The 19,307-nt window shown below is 63.6% G+C and carries 21 protein-coding genes and 1 pseudogene; 13 read left to right on the forward strand and 9 right to left on the reverse strand.

All coding sequences use genetic code 11. From position 1 onward, the window contains the following. Positions 1-49: 49 nt before the first annotated feature. The 10 genes from serA (at position 50) to ACLL97_RS20525 (ending at position 10,963) form a co-directional block, all read left to right on the forward strand. Complete coding sequence (serA, locus tag ACLL97_RS20480; protein ID WP_411282338.1) at positions 50-1,657, forward strand: phosphoglycerate dehydrogenase; 1,608 nt, start codon at positions 50-52, stop codon at positions 1,655-1,657. Positions 1,658-1,669: 12 nt separating this feature from the next. Continuing rightward, on the forward strand, positions 1,670-3,061 hold the full coding sequence (locus ACLL97_RS20485) for an FAD-binding oxidoreductase (protein ID WP_411282339.1): 1,392 nt from the start codon (positions 1,670-1,672) through the stop codon (positions 3,059-3,061). Next, positions 3,058-3,756, forward strand: coding sequence for an HAD-IB family phosphatase (locus ACLL97_RS20490; protein ID WP_411282340.1), 699 nt, complete (start codon positions 3,058-3,060; stop codon positions 3,754-3,756). Before ACLL97_RS20485 ends, ACLL97_RS20490 begins: the two co-directional genes overlap by 4 nt. Before the next feature lie 6 nt (positions 3,757-3,762). Then, on the forward strand, positions 3,763-4,863 hold the full coding sequence (locus tag ACLL97_RS20495; RefSeq protein WP_411282341.1) for a pyridoxal-phosphate-dependent aminotransferase family protein: 1,101 nt from the start codon (positions 3,763-3,765) through the stop codon (positions 4,861-4,863). Between the two features lie 239 nt (positions 4,864-5,102). Then, positions 5,103-5,837 (forward strand): SDR family NAD(P)-dependent oxidoreductase, encoded by a 735-nt coding sequence (locus ACLL97_RS20500; protein ID WP_411282342.1) that lies wholly within the window; start codon positions 5,103-5,105, stop codon positions 5,835-5,837. A gap of 122 nt (positions 5,838-5,959) precedes the next feature. Then, entirely contained in the window at positions 5,960-6,817 is an 858-nt protein-coding gene (locus ACLL97_RS20505) for a replication initiator protein A (RefSeq protein WP_411282343.1), read from the forward strand. 83 nt (positions 6,818-6,900) lie between these two features. Then, positions 6,901-8,511, forward strand: coding sequence for a S41 family peptidase (locus ACLL97_RS20510; RefSeq protein ID WP_411282344.1), 1,611 nt, complete (start codon positions 6,901-6,903; stop codon positions 8,509-8,511). 74 nt (positions 8,512-8,585) lie between these two features. Then, positions 8,586-9,665, forward strand: a complete 1,080-nt coding sequence (locus ACLL97_RS20515; protein ID WP_411282345.1) for a hypothetical protein — start codon at positions 8,586-8,588, stop codon at positions 9,663-9,665. Positions 9,666-9,671: 6 nt separating this feature from the next. Beyond that, on the forward strand, positions 9,672-10,751 hold the full coding sequence (locus tag ACLL97_RS20520) for an SPFH domain-containing protein (protein ID WP_411282346.1): 1,080 nt from the start codon (positions 9,672-9,674) through the stop codon (positions 10,749-10,751). After that, positions 10,748-10,963 (forward strand): hypothetical protein, encoded by a 216-nt coding sequence (locus tag ACLL97_RS20525; protein WP_411282347.1) that lies wholly within the window; start codon positions 10,748-10,750, stop codon positions 10,961-10,963. The genes ACLL97_RS20520 and ACLL97_RS20525 overlap by 4 nt, the downstream gene beginning before the upstream one ends. Positions 10,964-10,970: 7 nt before the next feature. On the opposite strand, the gene ACLL97_RS20530 is transcribed toward ACLL97_RS20525, so the two are convergent. From ACLL97_RS20530 to ACLL97_RS20545, 4 genes are all read right to left on the reverse strand, one after another. Then, positions 10,971-11,165 carry a hypothetical protein gene (locus ACLL97_RS20530; RefSeq protein ID WP_411282348.1) on the reverse strand — a complete coding sequence of 65 codons (195 nt, stop codon included), beginning with the start codon at positions 11,163-11,165 and terminating at the stop codon, positions 10,971-10,973. 78 nt (positions 11,166-11,243) lie between these two features. Further along, on the reverse strand, positions 11,244-11,381 hold the full coding sequence (locus ACLL97_RS20535; protein WP_411282349.1) for a hypothetical protein: 138 nt from the start codon (positions 11,379-11,381) through the stop codon (positions 11,244-11,246). A gap of 126 nt (positions 11,382-11,507) precedes the next feature. Further along, positions 11,508-11,729, reverse strand: coding sequence for a hypothetical protein (locus ACLL97_RS20540; protein WP_411282350.1), 222 nt, complete (start codon positions 11,727-11,729; stop codon positions 11,508-11,510). Positions 11,730-12,762: 1,033 nt separating this feature from the next. Next, positions 12,763-13,158 carry a hypothetical protein gene (locus ACLL97_RS20545; RefSeq protein ID WP_411282351.1) on the reverse strand — a complete coding sequence of 132 codons (396 nt, stop codon included), beginning with the start codon at positions 13,156-13,158 and terminating at the stop codon, positions 12,763-12,765. A gap of 1,335 nt (positions 13,159-14,493) precedes the next feature. Between ACLL97_RS20545 and ACLL97_RS20550 the strand changes: the two genes are divergently transcribed. Continuing rightward, entirely contained in the window at positions 14,494-14,700 is a 207-nt protein-coding gene (locus ACLL97_RS20550; protein WP_411282352.1) for a hypothetical protein, read from the forward strand. On the opposite strand, the gene ACLL97_RS20555 is transcribed toward ACLL97_RS20550, so the two are convergent. Continuing rightward, positions 14,619-14,840: a hypothetical protein gene (locus ACLL97_RS20555; protein ID WP_411282359.1), complete on the reverse strand. Its 222-nt coding sequence runs from the start codon at positions 14,838-14,840 to the stop codon at positions 14,619-14,621. The two genes, ACLL97_RS20550 and ACLL97_RS20555, sit on opposite strands and share 82 nt — an antisense overlap. Here ACLL97_RS20555 and ACLL97_RS20560 point away from each other — a divergent pair. Further along, positions 14,781-15,472 (forward strand): annotated as a pseudogene (locus ACLL97_RS20560) (transposase). The gene ACLL97_RS20555 and the pseudogene ACLL97_RS20560 overlap by 60 nt on opposite strands. Before the next feature lie 230 nt (positions 15,473-15,702). Further along, a complete protein-coding gene (locus ACLL97_RS20565; protein WP_411282358.1) occupies positions 15,703-15,999 on the forward strand; it encodes a transposase in 297 nt (98 codons plus the stop codon). A gap of 250 nt (positions 16,000-16,249) precedes the next feature. Here the strand turns inward: ACLL97_RS20565 and ACLL97_RS20570 are convergent, their stop codons facing one another. From ACLL97_RS20570 to ACLL97_RS20585, 4 genes are all read right to left on the reverse strand, one after another. Then, positions 16,250-16,549, reverse strand: a complete 300-nt coding sequence (locus ACLL97_RS20570) for a HigA family addiction module antitoxin (RefSeq protein ID WP_411282353.1) — start codon at positions 16,547-16,549, stop codon at positions 16,250-16,252. Between the two features lie 13 nt (positions 16,550-16,562). Then, the gene (locus ACLL97_RS20575; protein ID WP_411282354.1) at positions 16,563-16,841 is read right to left on the reverse strand and encodes a type II toxin-antitoxin system RelE/ParE family toxin; all 279 of its coding nucleotides are present in this window, start codon (positions 16,839-16,841) and stop codon (positions 16,563-16,565) included. A gap of 323 nt (positions 16,842-17,164) precedes the next feature. Further along, positions 17,165-17,299 (reverse strand): hypothetical protein, encoded by a 135-nt coding sequence (locus ACLL97_RS20580; protein ID WP_411282355.1) that lies wholly within the window; start codon positions 17,297-17,299, stop codon positions 17,165-17,167. Between the two features lie 1,244 nt (positions 17,300-18,543). Then, positions 18,544-19,062 carry a YceI family protein gene (locus ACLL97_RS20585; protein ID WP_411282356.1) on the reverse strand — a complete coding sequence of 173 codons (519 nt, stop codon included), beginning with the start codon at positions 19,060-19,062 and terminating at the stop codon, positions 18,544-18,546. Between the last annotated feature and the right edge of the window lie 245 nt (positions 19,063-19,307).

Here is a 19,307-nt window from a genome sequence, read left to right on the forward strand (position 1 = left end):
GATGTCTGTCCCGGGCATCACCACGCGGTGCCTCCTTTCGTGTGCACTCATGGCATATCGCGTTCTTGTCACCGACGATGTCGATCCGGAGGGACTCGCCCTGCTTGCGGCCGAGCCCGAGCTGCTGGTCGATGAAGTGCCCACGCTGCCGAAGGACGAACTGCTGCAGCGTATTGGCGACTACGATGCCATCGTCGGGCGCAGTGCCACGAAGATCTCGGCCGAGCTGCTACGCGCCGCCACGAAGTTGCGGGTCGTGGGGCGAGCCGGCGTCGGCGTGGACAACATTGCACTCGATGTCGCCACCGAACTCGGCGTCGCGATCATCAATGCGCCCGCTGGCAACACGGTTGCCGTCGCGGAACTGTTCTTCGGCACGGTCATCGGCCTGCTGCGCCAACTTCCCGCGGCGGCGCTCTCCATGCAGCACGGCACGTGGGATCGTTCGAAACTCATGGGCCGCGAGCTCAAGGGCAAGACACTCGGCATCGTCGGACTCGGTCGCATTGGCAGCGAAGTCGCCACCCGCGCCCATGCCTTCGGCATGACCGTGGTGGCCTTCGATCCGTACATCGCCGACGAACGCTTCACGGCCCTGCGCGTGCGTCGGGCGCCGTCGCTCGATGCGCTGGTCGCCGAGAGCAATATCCTCACCATGCACGTGCCACTCAACGACGAGACGCGCGGCATGATTGGCAAGCGCGAGCTGGGCCGTCTTCCCGCCCGCTCGGTCGTGGTCAACATGGCGCGTGGCGGTATCATCGATGAAACGGCGCTACTGGCCGCCCTCGAAGCCGATCAGCTGCGCGGCGCGGTGCTCGATGTGTTCAATGCCGAGCCGCTCGCTGTTGATTCGCCGTTGCGCACCGCACCAAATCTGCTGCTTACGCCGCACCTCGGGGCCAACACCGTCGAAGCGCAGCGCAACGTATCGCGCGATGTCTGTCTCGCCGTGCGCGACGCGCTGCTGCACAACGATTTGTCAAAATCGATCAACGTGGCCGGTGGCTCGGGCGAGTGGGGAGACCTGCAGCCGGCGATGCTGGTGGCGCGTCGCGCCGCCGCCGTGGCTCGCGCCGTGCTTGCCGATCAGGGTATGCGTGCTGTGCGCCGATTGGCCCTGCGCATCGGACCCGATCTTGCCCACGGCGCCGGTCCGCTGCTCGCCGCCGCCGCTGCCGGCGTGCTTGAAGGTGTCATTGAAACGGATCGGCTCAATCTCATCAACGCGCGCAGCCTCGCCGAAGCACGCGGCCTCGAGCTGTCGGTCGGTGTGTCCAGCGACCTCGGACATCCCCGCGCCATCGAAGTGGCCCTCGCCGGCGGCATGCAGCAGCTGGCCGTGGCCGGCGCCGCACCCGAAGGGAGCAAGCCGCGCCTCACCCGGATCGGTCAGTTCCACGTCGACGTGAATCCGCGACAGACGCTGCTCATCCTCACCAATCACGACGTGCCTGGCGTGATCGGCCGCGTCGGTACGCTGCTGGGGGAACGCAAGGTCAACATCGCCGAGTACCATCAGGCGCGACTGGCGCAAGGCGGCGATGCGCTCGCGGCAATCTCCGTCGACGGCTCGGTCAGCGAAGAGACCCGTAAAGCGCTGCTCGAACTGCCCGATGTGCTCACCGCCAGTGTTGCCCACTTCCGCGCCGAGTAGGTGAGCCAGCCGATGACGAACACCCGCGACGTCACGACCGTCGATATCGACATCCGTCGGACGTTTGCACGCGACGCCTCAGGACTCGAACTGGTTCCCGATGCCGTGGCGCGCCCCAACGACATCGCCGAAGTCATGGAGCTGCTGCGCGAGGCCACGTCGGCCCGCACGGCGGTGACACCGGCCGGATGGCAGTCGAGCACCACGGGAGCGTCCATCACCGATCACGGACTCCTGTTGTCGATGCGCGGATTGGCGTGGATCGGTGACGTGGACACCGATACGCGCAGCATGCGGGTGGGGCCGGGCGCGATCGTGGCGGATGTACGACGGGCTGCGGAAGCGGCCGGCCTGCTGTTCACCCCCGACCCGACCAGCGACGAAGAGTCCACGATCGGCGGTGCGATCGCCTGCAACGCGTCCGGTGCCCGCTCCCTGCGCTACGGGGCCACTCGGCCGCACGTGCGGGCGATGACGGTGCTGCTGGCCAGCGGTGAGCGGCTCGACCTGCGTCGGCCGCAGCTCGAGAAAAACACCGTCGGCTATCCCATCGCGCACGATCCGGTCGATTGGTTCGTAGGTAGTGAAGGCACCCTCGGCGTGGTGGTGGAGGCCGAACTCGCGCTGCATGCGCTGCCGGTGCAGGTGCTCGGACTCATGATTCCGTTCGAGCGCGAGCACGATGCGCTGACGTTCGTGGTGTCGGCGCGGCGCTCCACCGCCGTGCATCCGCGCTGTCTCGAGTTCTTCGATCAGGGCGCGATGGACATCGCGCGCATGGCGGAAGGCAGCGTAGGCTGGGCGCCGAACGCCACCGCGATGGTATATGTCGAAGAGACGGGCACCGACGAATCACGTCCCGACGATGAACTGCCGCTCGAGGCGTGGCTCGAATTGGCCGACGCGCACGCCGCGCTCAGCGCCGACATTCGCGTGTACGATTCGGCCACGGCACTGTGCGACGCGCGTCATCTGCGCCACGCGGTGCCGGCCACGATGAACGAACGCGGCGCCGCGCGGCGGCCGTTCGGCGGACGCAAGGTCAGCACCGACTGGGCCGTCCCGTATCCTCGGCTGGCCGAGGCGCTGCACATCGCGCGACGTTTCGCCGCCGACGCCGGCGTCACGTCGGGCATCGCCTATGGCCACGCCGGCAACGGACATCCACATCAGAACTTCATCGCGCAGGATGCCGACGAATTGCATCGTATCGAATGCGTGGTCGAGGCCACGTTGCGCGAGGTGATCGCGATGGGCGGCACCGTGGCCGCCGAGCATGGCATCGGGAAGCTCAAACGCCGCTGGCTGCCGATGCAGGCCAGCCCGGCACAACTGCGCGTGATGCACGCGATCAAGCGTGAGTTCGACCCCCTCAATCTGCTGGCGCAGGGCAACGTACTGTGAACGCATCGACCATTGCTTCGCCAGTCGACCTGCGCCGCCCACGATTCAAGTCGGTCCTCTTCGACGTCGACTCCACGGTGTGCGCCATCGAAGGCATCGACTGGCTGGCTGCGCGACGAGATCCCGACATCGCGCGCGAAAGCGAGGCGCTCACGGCGCAGGCCATGGCGGGGGAGCTCCCGATCGAGGCGGTGTATACACGGCGCTTGGAGCGCATCCGGCCGACCGCTGGGGAGTTGATCTCTCTGGCTGAAGCGTACCGTGAGTCGTTGCAGCCCGGCGCGCAGGAGCTGATCACATTGCTGCAACGCGCTGGCTGTCAGGTGCACCTGCTCAGTGGCGGACTCCGCATCGCGATCGTGCCGATCGCCCTGCAGTTGGGTGTGCCCACCGATCGCGTGCACGCCGTATCGCTCGCGCGCGATACCGACGGCACCATGAGTCTGCTCGACGGCAATCAGCCGCTGTCCACGCAGCGCGGCAAGCCACTCACCGTGCAGCGTCTGGCGTTGGCCACACCAACGGTCATGATCGGTGACGGCTCCACCGATGCGGCCGTGCGCGGTGTCGTCACGGAGTTCATTGCCTACACCGGCGTCGCGCGTCGTGAGCAGGTCGTGGCAGTGGCCGACGCCGAAGCCGACAGCTTCGCCGCGCTGTATCCATTGCTCTTTCATCCCGCGTCGTCGCGGTAAGACACCATGTCCGACTTCGGTACGTTCTTCCTTCCCGGGCCAACCGAGGTGCGGCGCGAGGTACTCGAGGCCATGTTGGCGCCGATGCTACCGCACCGCGGCGCGATCTTCGAAGCATTGTTCGCCCGCATTCAGGATGGCCTGCGTCCGATTTTCCGGACCATCCGTCCGGTGTACGTCTCGAGTTCGTCTGCCACCGGACTCATGGAAGCAGCGATCCGCTGCGCCGCGCCGGGCCCAATTCTCTCCGTGGTTAATGGCGCGTTCAGTGAGCGCTTCGCCAACATCGCGCTCGCCTGCGGCCGCGACACGCGTGTCGTCGGAGGTGAGTGGCATCAGGCGGTCCCACTCGACGTCGTTGAGCGCGCGTTGCGCGAGCGGAGCTTTTCCGCGATTACCGTCGTGCATTCTGAGACCAGCACGGGCGTACTCACGTCGTTGCCGGAGCTGGCGGCCCTAGCGCACAAATACGGCGCGGCCATACTCGTCGATTCCGTGACCGGACTCGCCGGCGTACCGGTCGAAACCGATGCTTGGGATCTCGATTTCGTGCTCACCGGCTCGCAGAAGGCCCTTGCGCTTCCGCCCGGCCTCGCGTTCGGCGTGGCGTCCAAGCGCTACATCGACCAGGCCGCGAAAGCCACCGCGCGCGGTCTGTACTTCGACATGGTCGAGTTCGAAGAGTTCGTGCACAAGAACCAAACACCGAGCACACCGGCGATTTCGTTGCTGTACGCCACGGCCGTGCAGGGCGAGTACATCGCGCGCGAAACGATCGAAGCGCGCTGGACGCGACACGCTGAGATGGCGACGATGACGCACGCGTGGGTAGGGCGTCTGCGCGAGGACACCGGCCATGCATTCTGCGTCTACGCCCCGAACCACGCGCGCAGCGGTACTGTGACGGCGGTCGCGCTGCCGGCCACACTCAAAGGCGACGACATCGTGAAGGGCGTCGCCAACCGTGGCTTCGTGATCGGCGGTGGCTACGGCAAGCTGAAGAACAGCACGTTTCGTATCGGGCACATGGGAGATCATACAGCCGATCGCCTCGCCCTGTGCCTCGACGCCACGGCCGATACCATTCGTGAGTTGATGGAAAAATAGGCGGACAACAACAGCAACAACAGCAACCGCAACCGCAACAGCTGGAACACGGAAACGACGGATTTCACTGAATCGCACAGATAAGCGATGAAGCCGCGCTGTTCATCTTATCAGTGCATGGTCTGTAAAATCCGTGGTCTCCGTGTTCCGGAAATTGCTGTTGCGGTTGATGTTGCCGTTGTTTTTGTAGTTGTTGTTGTTCGCCGTCTGATCTCCTCGGCCCTCCACGAGAACCCCAAATGACCAACGCACTCGATTTTGCCGGCAAGCTCATCGTGATCACTGGTGTCGGTCGGGCCGGTCAGGTTGGCGAGGCCGTCGCGCTCGCGTTTGCACAGCGGGGTGCCACACTCGCCCTGCTTGATGTGCAGCCCGCCGAAGTTGAAGCGCGCGCGGCGTGGCTTACCGAACGAGGATTCGCGGCGACCGCGCACGTCGCGAATCTGGCCGATGCCAATGCCGCGAAGGTGGCCGCCGATGAAGTTGTCGAGCGCACCAAGGCGCAGTTCGGCGGACACGTACACGCGGTGATATGCGCGGCAGGCGGATTTGGGATCACCGGTCCCATCAGCGACGCCGACCCCGCGGCCTGGAGCAAGCAGTTCACGATCAACCTCGAAACCGCCTTCGGGGCCACCCGCGCGTTTCTACCCGCCGTGCGTGCTGCCAAGGGCAGCTTCGTCTACTTTGGCTCCGTCGCCGCGCTGCCCGGCGGTGCGCCTAAGGGCATGGCCGCCTACGCCGCCGCCAAGAGTGGGGTGCTGACGCTCATGCATGCCGTCGCCTCCGAGGAAAAGCCGCATGGCGTCCGGGCCAACGCGGTGGCACCCACCGCCGTCCGCACCGCCGCCAACCTCGCCGATATGGGCGATAAGACCGAGTACGTCGACCGCGAGTCTGTTGCCGACGTCATCGCCTTTCTCATCAGTCCGTTGGCGCGCAACGTCTCCGGACAGGTCCTCACGCTGGCGTAGCGCCCACCGTAGCGCCCACCGTAGTGCCCATCGTGGCGCGTGGCGAGCGCACGGACCTCGCTCGATTCCCGAACGCGCTTAGACTGGCGCCGGTACCGTCGAGTGGACAGCTTTCCCTTCCGATGACACTCGCAGCACGCAGGCGCCCGGCCGTGCGCGGGGTGATCCTCGATCGTTCCCTCGAGGAACTCCCGCTCTTTCGCCTGAGCGATTCCGCCGACGATACGCCCGTGTCGTTCTCGACCGAGAACGGTGGGCGGTGGCGTGTCATCCCCGCGCCCGGCGATCGACTCCCCGGCACGTTTGATCAGGACGTGTACGTCGAGCTGCTGCATCGCTACAACGAAGCGGGCTCGCCCGCCGATGGCGCCGTCACGTTCACGCTGCATGCCTTCCTGCGCTCGATGGGCCGTCGCGCCGACGGCCGCACCTACGAGCAGCTGCGCGCCGCGCTCTCTCGTCTCGAACGGACGACCCTCGAATCCGTCGGGGCATACTGGTCGGCCCAGTCGGGACTCGAGGACATCAGCTTCACCGTCCTCAGTACCGTGTCCGTGCAACGTCGCCGGGTGGCCGATCGCGAGCAGCTGCACCTGTTCGGCAATCTGGCCACCGGTGAACCGGGCGATGCTCGCGTGACCTTGTCCGCCACGCTCCGCGCCAATCTGGCGGCCCGTCATACCATTACCCTCTCGGCGGCGCGGTACCACGCCCTGTCGTCGCCCGTGGCCCGTCGCCTCTACCGAATCCTTGAAGTCGCCCGTTCTGATGGCCGACTCTCGTGGCGCGTGCCGTTGGAGCGGTTGGCCGAGCAACTCCCGCTCACTCAGCGGTACCCTTCGCACCTCCAGCGCGTCCTACAACCAGCGCACGAGATGCTGCTGAGTGCCGGCTTGGTAAGAGATATCGCCGTTCGGCAGTATGATCGGATCTGGAGTGTGGACTACGTCCTTGGCTCCCGTCCGCGCGACGAGACCTGACCGCCTCGTACTGGAACAGCGGCTGTCGGCAGGCGTACGTATTCTAGAGAGTTCTTCTCGGTCCCTCCTTTGAGAGCAGCCGCATGACACGCACCCGCAAGGCCGCCTTGGCCAGCCTGATCCTCCTCCCCGCGCTCGCCGGGGGCTTTGCCCTGCAGGCGCGTTCCACGCGAGGCGGAGCTCAGCTCCTCGACCAGGTGCTGACGTTTGTCGCCCTGCGATACGTGGATACGCTCGACGCGCAGCAGCTGTACGAAAAGGCCGCGCGCGGCCTGGTGAAGGAACTCAACGATCCTTACACCGAGTTGTTCACCCCCAAGCAGCTTGAAGAGTTCTCGCGGAACACCAACGGTCGCTATGCCGGCATCGGCATGGAGATCTCGAAGGTGGGTGACTACGTAACCGTGAATAAGGTCTTCCCGAACTCCCCCGCCGAAGGCGGTGGTGTGCAGGAAGGCGACAAGATCATGATCATCGACACGACCAACGCGCGTGGCTTCAACACGCAGCAGGTCCAGAATAAGCTGCTCGGTCCCGTCGGTTCGCCGGTCCACGTGACCTTCGGCCGTATCGGCGTCGGCCAGCCCATCAAGATCAACTTCAAGCGCGCCGAGATTCACGTGCCGGCCGTGCCGTATGCCATGATGATCGACGATCGCACCGGCTACGTGCCGCTCACCCGCTTTTCCGAGCAGACCACCGAAGACATCGCCAACTCGGTGTTAGAGCTGAAGAAGAAGGGAGCCAAGGGCATCGTCATCGACCTGCGCGGCAATCCGGGCGGCATCCTCGACGAGGCCTTCTCGATGTCGAACCTGTTCCTGCCCAAGGGCAAGGAACTGCTCTCAGTGCGCGGACGCGGCGACTTCCAGAAATTCGTCGCCGAGCGTGACCCGCTTGCCCTCGAGGTTCCACTGGTAGTCCTCGTCGACGGCGGCTCCGCCTCGGCTTCCGAGATCGTGGCCGGCGCCCTGCAGGACTACGACCGCGCGCTCGTCCTGGGCACGACGTCCTTCGGAAAGGGCCTCGTGCAGTCGGTCTACAACCTCGACGGCGGTTATGCGCTCAAGATCACGACCGGCAAGTGGTACACGCCGTCGGGTCGCTCCATCCAAAAAGAGCGGAAGATCAACGCCGAAGGCCAGTTTGTCGAAGTGCTCCCAGACTCCATGGAAACTGACTCGGTGCGGAAGGCGCGCCCCATTTTCAAGTCGGCGAGCGGGCGCACACTGTACGGCGGCGGTGCCATCACGCCCGATGTGATCGTGGCGCCCGACACGCTCTCGAGCGCCGAACAAGCGTTCCGGCGCGCCATTGCGCCCAGCTTCCAGAAATACTTCAATCACATCGCGGTGATTGCCGAGGGCCAGAAGGGCAAGGTGAAACCCGACTTTGCCGTGAACCCGGCGTGGCGTGAAGAGCTGTACCAGAAGCTGGTCGCCGACACGGTCAAGATTGACAAGACCGTCTGGGACGGCGGCGCGCCGGATATCGACCGCGCCATCGAAGATCGTGTGGCCAAGATCGCCTTCGGCGATACGCTGGTTCGTCGTCGCACGCTCAAGGACGACAATCAGCTTCGTGCCGCGATCGACCTGCTCAAGAAGGCCGCAGTTCAGAAGGATGTTTTCACCGCCGCCGGCACTGCGCCGGTCGTCACCAAGGCCGGAGTAGCCCGTCGCGGCGGGAACTGACCGCCGACTGCAGGAAGTGTGTCCGTATCTCTACTGAATTGCCGCATGGGCTGAACCTCTCTACGGTTCAGCCCATGCGTATTTTTACTCCCCTCCCGATCCTCGTCGCGGTCGCTAGCCTCGCGGCAGCCTGCACCTCGTCGTCGCGCTCGAGCGCCACCGTTAACACGGCGCCAATGGGTGACGTGATCGCCCCCGACAGCGGCGAATCCCACATCTCGAACATCCGCCAGCTCACGAACGGCGGCGAGAATGCGGAAGCGTATTTCAGCGCCGACGGACAGTGGATCACGTTTCAGTCCACGCGAGATGGCCGCACCTGCGATCAGCAGTACGTGATGCGTCGCGACGGCTCGGGACTCACCAAGGTGTCCGTCGGCGGGAAGACCACCTGCGGTTGGTTCCTGCCGGGCAGCCAGCGCCTGTTCTTCGCGTCCACGCACGCCGCCGATAGCGCGTGCCCCGTCAAGCCGGATCCGTCGCAGGGCTACGTGTGGGGCATCGATCCGTTCGACATCTACACCGTCGGCCGCGACGGCAAGGATCTGAAGCGTCTCACCAACTACGGCGTGTATACGGCCGAGGGTGTGCTCTCCCCTGATGGCACTTCCATCGTGTTCACGTCGCTCAAGGACGGTGACCTCGACATCTACACCATGAATGTGGACGGAACCAACGTCAAGCGGCTGACCACGACCCCCGGCTACGACGGTGGGCCGTGGTGGTCGCCCGATGGCAAGAAGATCGTGTATCGCGCCTGGCACTACACCGATCCGGCTGAGCTCAAAGCGTATCAGGATCTGCTCGGCAAGCGCATGATTCGTCCGAATCGCATGGAGCTGTTCGTCATGAATGCCGACGGATCCGATCAGACGCAGATTACCAAGCTCGGCGGTGCGAACTTCGGCCCGTCATGGACGCCCAACGGGAAGCGTATCATCTTTTCGTCCAACCATCGCAATCCGCGTAGCCGCAATTTCGATCTGTTTCTCGTTAACGTTGATGGTACAGGTCTCGAGCGTCTGACCACGCACGAAGATTTCGATGGCTTCCCGATGTTCAGTCCCGACGGCAAGTCGCTGATCTGGGCATCGAACCGACATGATGCGAAGCCGGGCGAAACGAACCTGTTCCTCGCCGACTGGAAGAACTGACATCCCATGCCTGTCCTCATCATCGCAGTCGTCCTGATCGCGATCATTCTGATCGCGTCGGTGAAAATTATCGGACAGGCAGAAGTGATGGTGGTCGAACGGCTCGGTCGTTTCGATCGCATTGCGCGTTCAGGACTCAACCTGCTGATCCCATTCATCGAGCGTCCGCGTTCGATCGATGTTCGCTTTTTCGAGACCGACGTTGGTGGTGCGCGCCGGGTAATCCAGGGCGCCACCACGCGCATCGATCTGCGTGAACAGGTGCTCAATTTTCCGAGTCAACCGGTGATCACGAAAGACAACGTCACGATCGACATCGACGCCGTGATGTACTACCGCGTGGCCGATCCGCAGAAGGCCACGTATTCGATTCAGAATCTGCCGTACGCGCTCGAGACGCTCACGCGCACCACGCTGCGCAACATCGTCGGCGAGATGGAACTGGACCAAACGCTCGGCAGCCGCGACATCATCAACACGCGGATGCGTGAAGTGATCGAGGAAGCGTCGATCGGCTGGGGCGTCGACGTCACGCGCGTCGAGCTACAGAGCATCGAGCCGCCGCGCGACATCCAGCAGAGCATGGAGCTGCAAATGCGCGCCGAACGCGAGCGTCGTGCCGCCGTCACGAATGCCGAAGCAGGAAAGCGCGCGGCGATTCTCGAATCGGAAGGACAGCGCGAATCGCAGGTGCGCAAAGCCGAAGGCGAGCGCGATGCGAGCGTGCTGCGCGCGCAGGGAATGGCCGAAGCGCGTCTCGCCATCGCCAACGCCGAGGCCGAAGCGATCGTGCGCATTTCAGCGGCGCTGCCGGAAGGTCAGGCCGCGATGTACTTGCTCGGGCTCAAGTATCTCGAAGCACTTCCGTTGCTCACGCAGGGGAAAGGCTCCACGATTTTCCTGCCGGCCGAGGCGAGCGGTGTCATGGGCGCGCTCGGTGGACTACGCGAGTTGCTCAACGCCACCAGCCGCAACAACGACAGCGCGGGCGACGTCCCGCGGTCGGCCGGGACCCGCAGCGCCGCGTCAACGGGACTCGGCTATCCCGACGTTCCGAAGTCGTTGACCGACGGCGGCACGACGTGATTTCGCAGGAGCGCGCCGAACGCATTGCGCGCGCCCACGCGTGTATCGGATGCCAGGAATACACCTATCGCAAGGTCACCGTCCGCGCCGCGCCGCCGTCGTTACGCGCGGAGTTCGGCGAGGAGTGGCACGCGTCGCTCACCTGCGGCGTGTGCGGGATAGAGCAGGAGCTGGGTATCGACGGCGACGGCGATGTGATTTACGCCGCTTGAGATCTCGTTAGACGACCAACGCGGCGGCCGCGGGATCAAGACTATCCCAGAGTCGGCCCATGAGCGCGATGCGCTCCTCGGCGAAAAGGGATTCGAGGGCTGGAGACCGTTCGACCATGTAAGGAACACTGGGTGCAAGGTCGGTCGGCCGCAACGCCCGCCGCCGTGTCCAAAACACCGGCTTCTGCTGTGAACGCGTCAAGAGAAAGCAGTGGTGGGGCAGCAAGCGTCGTCATCCCCCACTCGGCGTCCTTGAACGCGCACTCCGTCAACGCGGCTCCTAGGCCTCCGCGGTGAACGCCTGGAGATGCGCCAGCGTCCACTGGCCCTGCTCCCAGACACAGACGAGCGTGCGCCGTCCGATGTTGCCAGGCGGACGACCAAGCGTGAAGGTCACCACTGCTGCGGAGCCCAGCACCTCGGCGCGAAACTCTTGGCGTTGGAGTCGCAGATAGGGGGGTCCTGGGCGCTCCCGCTTGACCTCCTCGAAGAATCGACGAAAGCGAATGGCGACAGCGTCTCCGTCGACGCGTTCCAGGGTGTCTCAAAAAGGGAAGAAGGTCGAGGGCGGGTTGCTCCACGCCGCCCCAAGCGGTTCCCACTCCACGTTGTCGAACACGCGGAGGAAGTGCTCGGCCGCACGCACGAGCGCGGCATGCTCACCACTGGCCTCCGGCATGGACTGGGAACTGCTACCGCTAGGTGTGAGGCAACCCGATGCCAGCAGCAGGATGCCTATGAGCAGCGATTGAGCGCGGTGACGCATCGGTGCGTGGGTGCACTAGTGCGTGAGTGTCGGTATAAGGCTGTGCTCTGCAGCAGGGCGCTTCGCACAAGTCGCGGCGAGCGCGCGCTGCATTCCCAATTGGCTCCGTCTTCAGCAGCGCTTCGCTAGACAGACGAGGAGTCGGATTGCTCGAAGCGAAGCTCCGCCACTGCCACGATGTCACCCGGCGCAGGCGTGCGATGCATCTGTGCATTGCCGAGCCAACTGATGAATGCCACCTCAAGGTTTCGGGTGACGCGCCTGGCGTCGGTCCTAGCACGCGAGAGGTCCGCTTGGTGCTCTCCTGCCCTGATCGCAATGCAGTCAGCAATCTCGAGTTCGCGATCTGGAAGCGTTACCAACGGAAGCGTTGCCGATCAAAGCCTCCCAGGCCGGATTGAGCAGCACAGCACAGAATCTCTCTCTCTCTCTCTCTCTTGAGAGAGAGAGAGAGAGAGAGAGGCGTGACCCACTGAAGAACACCGAGTGCCGCTCCGCTTCTGGCAACCACGTAGTCAGCTCTCTGGCCAAGGTGATCAGAGACATTTCCTACGCGCCAAATAACCTCGGTTATTCCCCATTGGAGCGTGGCACCGTCGTGAAGCCGGGCGCCATCTTCACAAGTTGCCGACGGCGATCTACCGCATCAACGAACGCCCACGCATACAGAAATGTCTCTGTAACGTCCTCTACTAGGTTGCCCTCGTGGTGTCGGCGCGCGATGGCCTCAAGGCTCGCCATACGACGAGTGGAGGCCAGCTCGCCGAGCTCACTCGTTTGGCAGATGCCGTCCAAGACCAGAGCCTGAGTTGCGGCGAGTTCCACCGGTAACCGGCGTGGAGAGTAGGCACATTCGCTCACGCGTCTTGGTTCCAAAGTGTCCAACGCCTTGGCGTTCTGCTGCAGCGCATCAAGTATCGCGGCCGTACGGGCGACGTGCACCAGTGCGGCGCCCGCGTGCCGCGCTCCGAAGCGCGCTGTTGGCAGCCACGCGAGGTTAAGTGGCCACCCACGCCATCGCAAACCACACGCGTCATCGCCGTCGCTGCGCCGATGCCTCGTGCGGGCGGGGTGGCACGAACGGCGCGCGCGTCGACGCATCGGGGGGCGCGCCGAGAATCGCGTCGCGCAGTTGGTCCCCGAGCGGCCGGCCGGCCGGCGACGCGCAGCGCAGGGATGCGATCTCGCGCGCCATCGCATCCCGGACGAGGCCCGCTTTCGCGATATGCCAGAGGGCGATTGCCAACGTCCGACGCGCCGTCGGTTCGAGCTCGGCGTGGCCCTCCGTCGTCCACACTGTGCGGAGATAGCCCGACACGTGGACCTCGGTGCTATCGGCCTCGACCATGCCGCGAATGGTGAGCACATGGACCTCTACCGCGGGGTCGGTCGCGTCTCGGCCGATCGCATGCCCAAGCACACGTGCCAAAACCGACTCCAGCGGGTCTCCCCGATCCACCCAATTACCCCTCGGCATGCACGCCCCCTTCAAACATTGTCGGTGCAGCCACCAAACGCTTCAGTTACGCGGCGAGCGAATGATAAAAATACGAGCGCAGCGAGCTTTCGTAACTTGCTCGGCGGCTTCGGCGCACGTAAGGCAACGATAGAGAAGGAGGTCCAACGCAGTCATTAAAAAGTGACAGAACCACGGCGCTTAAGTACGTGCCGAAACCAGCTTTCTGGCTATCCGAACGCACCAAGAGACGCCTGCGACTATGGCGGTAAACAAAAAGGCCCAGAAAAACGCAGAGCTGCCGACGACCAGAGCCGCGTGCGTGAGTGATCTTCCGTCGGACGGTACGTAGCCCAGTATCTGCTCTACTGCCATTCCCACGGTGATCATGTTCCCCCATACACTGACGATCGCCCACGGAACGGGATTGTCGGGACCAAGCGTAAGGGCATACCACCCGACGCTGAACACGACCAGCAGCAGTACGAACAGCCCCGCCAACATGCGCCGTGTTGTTGTCATTGCGCACAGCCTCGCGGGCGAATCAAGGCTCGCTTGCGAAGACGACGTGATCGTGACGTTACTCGAGCTGACACCATGAACCTCGGAAAGAGATGAACACGCTGCGGCAATACTGTTGCAGCCTCACGCCAACTGCTGCAGCGAGCGGACCGCCCGCTGCTTCGTGCTGCGCGGACGGTTGGTCTGCTCGGCAACAGCAAGCATCGTTGGGCCGGGCCATCGCATAGGTTGCGTCGAAACAGCCCGTCGCGCAACGGAATGGAGACGGGCCGGGCCAGACTCTGGGCTATGCTCGGCGCGCCTGCGACGTGGAGCGCCGATCGCCGACCCGGCGCCCCCAGGGGTCGCCGCTCTTTCGGTTGGTGGCGGACCAGCTGCACCGCCTGCAGACATTCTACGACGACCGCTGCGCCCGCAATATGGCTCGCGGCGTCCGGTCGTCCGGCAGGTGGCCGACACGATCCCCATCCCTCCGTGATCTTCCCGTTTCTAAAGATCACCGGCGTCTGATCGCGATCACGGTCTGCATTTACGATGCGCAGGGTGAGCTTGCCCGACAGAAAGGCGCGGCGATCGAGGAAGGTCCAGTGGAAGCGGGTCGCGGAGATTGGCAGCTTGAAATACAGAGTGCGCTCCACCGTGGGGCTCAAGAACGGGGGCACGCGACCGTCGCACCATGACAGCCAGAGCATCGCGCAGAGGAAAAGAGGCTCTTCAGGAAATAGAGTGGGTACGTAGCGTCCGGTAGACTTGGACCAGGGAGCGACGGCGATAGATGATCGGGCGTTGTATCAGACCATTTGGGGATTGACGACCCCGTGGGAAGTGGAGCGCGTGGAGCTCCGCGAGGCGACGCAGGAAGTGGATGTGTGGGGCGCTGGCGCCACTTGGATACCTGTCAGTTTCGTACGCTACTGTGTGCCCGAGTGCCCGAGTGCCGCGGGTGCGCTGTGCGACGCATGGCGTGACGACCGTGCGCGTGCCGTGGGCTGACCCTGCCCCAGCTTCACGCTCCTGTTCGAGCGTTTGGCGATGGCGCGGTCGCGCGCCTCGGCATCGATGAGAAGCGCTTCTTGAAGCGGCATCAGGATGTCAGCGTCGTCGCGGATCTGGATCGCGGCTGTGTGCTCCACGTCGCCGATGATCGCAAGGCGACGAGCCTCACCCCGTACTTCACCGCCGTCACCCGCGCCCAGCGGGAGGGTATCACGTCGGTCGCGATGGACATGTGGGAGCCCTCTCGCACCACGGTGCGCGCGCACGTACCGGATGCCGATGCCAAAATCGTCTTCGACAAGCTCCACATCATGCAGCACGTCGGGGCAGCGGTCGACACGGTGCGGAAGCAGGAACACCAAGTGCTGTCGGCCGCCGGTGACACACGCCGTACGCGGACCAAGTACGCGTGGCTCACGAATCCCGCCAACATGGCCTGGCGCGTGCGTGGGCCATGAAAGAGCGTCTGCGACGGCTCTGGCACTACACCGATGTCGGCGCCGCCCGCCCCTGCTTTCGTCGCTGGTACGGGTGGGCCATGCGGTGCCAGCTGGAGCCCATGAAGCAACTCGCGCGGATGTTGAAGGCGCACGTGGAGAACACCCTCACGTATCTCACCCATCGCCTAACAAACGCCGTCGTTGAAGGACTCAACGCCAAGATCCAATGGATCAAGTACGGCGCGCGCGGCTATCGGAACCGCGACGCGTTCAAGATGGCCATCTACTTTCACTGCGGCACACTGGATCTCGAACCGAGGCCGTCGTGACGGCTACCCACTCGAAACCCTGAAGAGCCCAAAAGTGTAACGCCGACGACGTCAACGCCGACCGTGTTCACCGCCGCCGATTTCACGTACGATGCCGAGGCCCGCACCGGCGTGTGTCCCGCCGGAAAGTCGTTGTACCGATGCGGTGGCAATCGGAAGATCAAGGACAACGTCGGCGCGCCCTTCCGCAGTGCGAAGCGTGACTGCGGTCCGTGCCCGCTGCCCGCGTGGTGCCGGCGGACGCCCGACACCACGCCGGTGCGGAACCTCGCGTTCTTCCACGGACGCGTCGACACCGACGGGCCCACGCACACGGCGCGCAGGCAAGCGCGGATCGACACACCGGAGGGACGCCAGGCGTAAGGGCACGCTTTGCCACGGTGGAGCCGGTGTTTGGCAATCTGCGGGCCATCAAGCAGCTTGATCGCTTCACGCTGCGCGGCCGTGCGAAGGTGAACGGGCAATGGACGCTGTATGGCCTCGTCCACAACATCGAAAAACTCGCCCACGCGGGCTACGCGGCGTAGCGAACATCGCGGAACGCGTAGTATCACGCGCGAATCCGCACGGGACAGTCCATAAACGCGCGCCGTTTCCGCGTTCGGCGCATCAAAGCGATCACGAGGATCATCGACGACGTCCTGCGGCCGCAAAATCGACGTACTCTACAGCCTCAACGCTGAAGTTCACCAGCAGGCGAATCAAATTAGGCGAGCGAAGCGAGCGTACCATCGATCGGCTGTCTGGTGCAACCGTTGTTGGGCGGAGCGGACATCATCATGCCGCGGTGCCGGCCCACGGCTTGATGCGACGGAGTTCCGGCGCGAGCGTCTTGGCCGCAACCTCCGTATCATGCGCGACCTGCGCGCGCAGCCAGTATCCGTTCGACAAGCCGAAAAAGCGGCACAAACGCAGATCGGTATCGGCGGTGATCGCCCGCCTCCCAGCGACGATCTCGCCGATGCGCTGAGCCGGCACGCCAATCTCTTTCGCGAGCCGATACTGCGAGAGGTGCATGGGCACGAGGAATTCTTCGAGTAACAACTCGCCCGGCGTCACTGGCGTGAGTGCAGTCATGAGGTGCCTCCGGTTAGTGGTAGTCCACGATCTCGACGTCAGCCGGACCCGCAGGAGTCCATCGAAAACACTGGCGAAACTGGTCATTGATCCGAATGCTGTGCTGTCCGGCCCGATCACCCTTGAGCGCCTCTAATCGGTTACCTGGTGGCACCCGTAAATCGTCCAGACGACCCGCGATCTCGAGCTGTCGGAGCTTCCGACGTGCCACAGATTCAATGCTCGTAAACCGCCGCGTCCGGCGACCGGTCGCGAGTGATTCGGTGTCGGCATGCCGGAACGAGACGATCATCCTGAATAGTAACGCGTCGCGTGATTATGTCAATTCTGACTAGCGGTAACAGGATTGGGTGAACTGCGGTCCAACGCCTTGCGTTCTGCTGCAGCGCATCCAAAAAAATGCGGCAGGACGGGCGACGTGCGCCGGCACGGCGACCGCCTGCCGCACACCACATGGCGCTGTCAGCAGCAACGGTCCGTTAGACCGCTATCCTATTTGGCGCGGATTGCCACGGCCGATGGCGCGGATACCCTTCCCGCCTTCCTAACCAAGGAAGCGCCGCCTGACAGAGCGCGCCCGAAGGACGGATATCGCCATACGGTGTTATGTCACGCTCACTTCTTCGCCGCGATTGACTCCACGGCGTTCGCAATGCGCTCGTGAGCACGGACAACACGCCACACGGCGCTCAGCAACGCGACGACGACGCCAAGGACCACACCCCAGTACAGCAACAGCATCCCACCCATACCTAATGTTGTTCATGCGATCTCCGCAGGATTGCATCAGTTTGGACCATTACTTTGACATCGCTTGTAGAGGCATGCATCTGATCTTGGCTGCCGGCGTGAAACGCGGTGCACATTCGTCGGCGATCTAAACGCCTTGCGTTCTGCTGCAGCGCATCAAACAAAATGCGGCCGGACGGGCGACGTGCGCCAGCACGGCGACCGCCTGCCTCACACCGAACGCGCTGTCGGCAGCAACGTTCTCTTAGGAAGCTCAGGCACTCGCACTTGCGGTAGATCGACATGCGTTGACTATAGACTCGACTGCGTTGAACTCGCGCACCTTCTCACGAGCAAGCTCACTTAAGCTCACAAAGAACGCATCGGGATTCAGGCGCGCTGCAGCCAATGCCTGGGCAAATAGCTCATCGATGTCCTGCACGACGATTTGGTACCGCTCAACGCTTGCGCTACCGTCCAAACTCGCGGCCGAGTCGGGCGGTAGCGGAAATGGGGATATAACGGTTAAGCGTCCGGAACCACTCCGTAGCCTCGGGTACCGAATATTCTCCCACCGATCGAGACTCTCGACTGCAGATCTATGCTTTTCTGTCGCTAGTGCCGGCCAAAGAGGTTCGAGCTGCCGATGGAGCTTGGTCACTGAATGACCTATTCGCTTAAGCTCGGACAACGACAGACTCTGTATGAGGGCTGCTTTGAACCCGTACTCAATAGCGCGGTGCAATAGATGACCGGTAACCTGAAGACCGGTATTCCTGAACGATAGCCTTCCCGCCGCGTAGTGTTGGACTGCTAGCTGTCCAAGCTCATATCGAATCTCTTCGCTCATTGCCTGGGAGATTTGGTTGTCTTCCGAACGCCCCTTAGCCTGCGGGCACTTGCTGCATAGCGGACCTTAGACAGGCAGTCCCCGGCAGCATATCCAGATGTTGCAGGACCTCGCATCACTCCGCAACCTGTCACGCCACAAGCACTTCACCGACCTGCCGTCGTCCGCTTGCTCCGCCGTTATGCTGCAGCCGCGACAGCCTAATCGGAGTTCATGCAGAGAGGCACCGATGAGCGCGATAGCACAGCAGCGTCAATCACGCAGCGAGCGTACGGCAGAATAGTGCTCGCCGTGGCCGCGCGCGCTCGGCCGCCTTCACCCGCCGTAAATAGCGCACGGGCCGCCGGTCGCGTGCTGTTCACGCAACCGGCGGCCCGTCAAGCCCACGCTCCTGCACACGGCTCGCGACCGCCATTTACGCAGCCGCCGCCTGCGCCTGCACGTCGATATGCAGCTTCACGTCGTCGCTCACGAGCACACCACCGGCTTCAAGCGCCACGTTCCACACGAGGCCCCACTCCTTGCGCGAGATCTTGGTCTCGAGCACGGCGGAGACTTTCTGATGGCCCCACGGATCTTTCGCCGGGCCGCCGATATCGCCTTTCAACGTGATCGGCTTGGTCACACCGCGGATCGTGAGATTACCGCTGGCCACCACATTGTCGCCCAACCGCTCGAACGATGTCAGCGTGAACGAGGCCGTTGGGTTGGCCTCCACGTCGAAGAAGTCGCCGTTCTTGAGGTGACCATCGCGCTGTTCGTTGCCGGTGTTCAGCGACGCCACGTCGATGTCAACGGTCACTGCGCTCACGACGCCCCCTTCCGCTTCGATCGTGCCGCTGAACTGCTGGAATGTGCCGCGCACGGTGGAAATGCCTAGGTGCTTCACGGAGAACTGGATCTGGCTATGTGCCGGGTCGAGAATCCACTGCATCGATAGAAACCTCAATTAGTAGGGGTTTGAGAGCGCATATCTCTCAAATAAGTGTCTCACTACTGAGAAATATAGATGCTATCAAATTGTCGTCAATCCCTACGCTTCAGCCGTGGTCAGGGCCTGTCTGCGCGCCGCCAGAAGCAAATAGTCCGAGCGCTCGTATCATATCGGCTGCCGTAGACTGCTCGTCAACCGTCAGGCCTTCCATTACCTGCGTCAGCAGCGCGGCGTGCTCCGGGAAG

The sequence above is a fragment of the Gemmatimonas sp. genome (assembly GCF_046594945.1).
GTDB lineage: Bacteria > Gemmatimonadota > Gemmatimonadetes > Gemmatimonadales > Gemmatimonadaceae > Gemmatimonas.

What these genes read in the sequence shown, in the direction of transcription:
- ACLL97_RS20570 (WP_411282353.1), bottom strand. Translation starts at nt 16,549, where the DNA reads ATGACTGCACTCACGCCAGTGACGCCGGGCGAGTTGTTACTCGAAGAA.
- ACLL97_RS20515 (WP_411282345.1), top strand. Translation starts at nt 8,586, where the DNA reads ATGCGTATTTTTACTCCCCTCCCGATCCTCGTCGCGGTCGCTAGCCTC.
- ACLL97_RS20520 (WP_411282346.1), top strand. Translation starts at nt 9,672, where the DNA reads ATGCCTGTCCTCATCATCGCAGTCGTCCTGATCGCGATCATTCTGATC.
- ACLL97_RS20495 (WP_411282341.1), top strand. Translation starts at nt 3,763, where the DNA reads ATGTCCGACTTCGGTACGTTCTTCCTTCCCGGGCCAACCGAGGTGCGG.
- serA (WP_411282338.1), top strand. Translation starts at nt 50, where the DNA reads ATGGCATATCGCGTTCTTGTCACCGACGATGTCGATCCGGAGGGACTC.
- ACLL97_RS20500 (WP_411282342.1), top strand. Translation starts at nt 5,103, where the DNA reads ATGACCAACGCACTCGATTTTGCCGGCAAGCTCATCGTGATCACTGGT.
- ACLL97_RS20505 (WP_411282343.1), top strand. Translation starts at nt 5,960, where the DNA reads ATGACACTCGCAGCACGCAGGCGCCCGGCCGTGCGCGGGGTGATCCTC.
- ACLL97_RS20485 (WP_411282339.1), top strand. Translation starts at nt 1,670, where the DNA reads ATGACGAACACCCGCGACGTCACGACCGTCGATATCGACATCCGTCGG.
- ACLL97_RS20585 (WP_411282356.1), bottom strand. Translation starts at nt 19,062, where the DNA reads ATGCAGTGGATTCTCGACCCGGCACATAGCCAGATCCAGTTCTCCGTG.
- ACLL97_RS20540 (WP_411282350.1), bottom strand. Translation starts at nt 11,729, where the DNA reads ATGCGTCACCGCGCTCAATCGCTGCTCATAGGCATCCTGCTGCTGGCA.
- ACLL97_RS20575 (WP_411282354.1), bottom strand. Translation starts at nt 16,841, where the DNA reads ATGATCGTCTCGTTCCGGCATGCCGACACCGAATCACTCGCGACCGGT.
- ACLL97_RS20510 (WP_411282344.1), top strand. Translation starts at nt 6,901, where the DNA reads ATGACACGCACCCGCAAGGCCGCCTTGGCCAGCCTGATCCTCCTCCCC.
- ACLL97_RS20580 (WP_411282355.1), bottom strand. Translation starts at nt 17,299, where the DNA reads ATGGGTGGGATGCTGTTGCTGTACTGGGGTGTGGTCCTTGGCGTCGTC.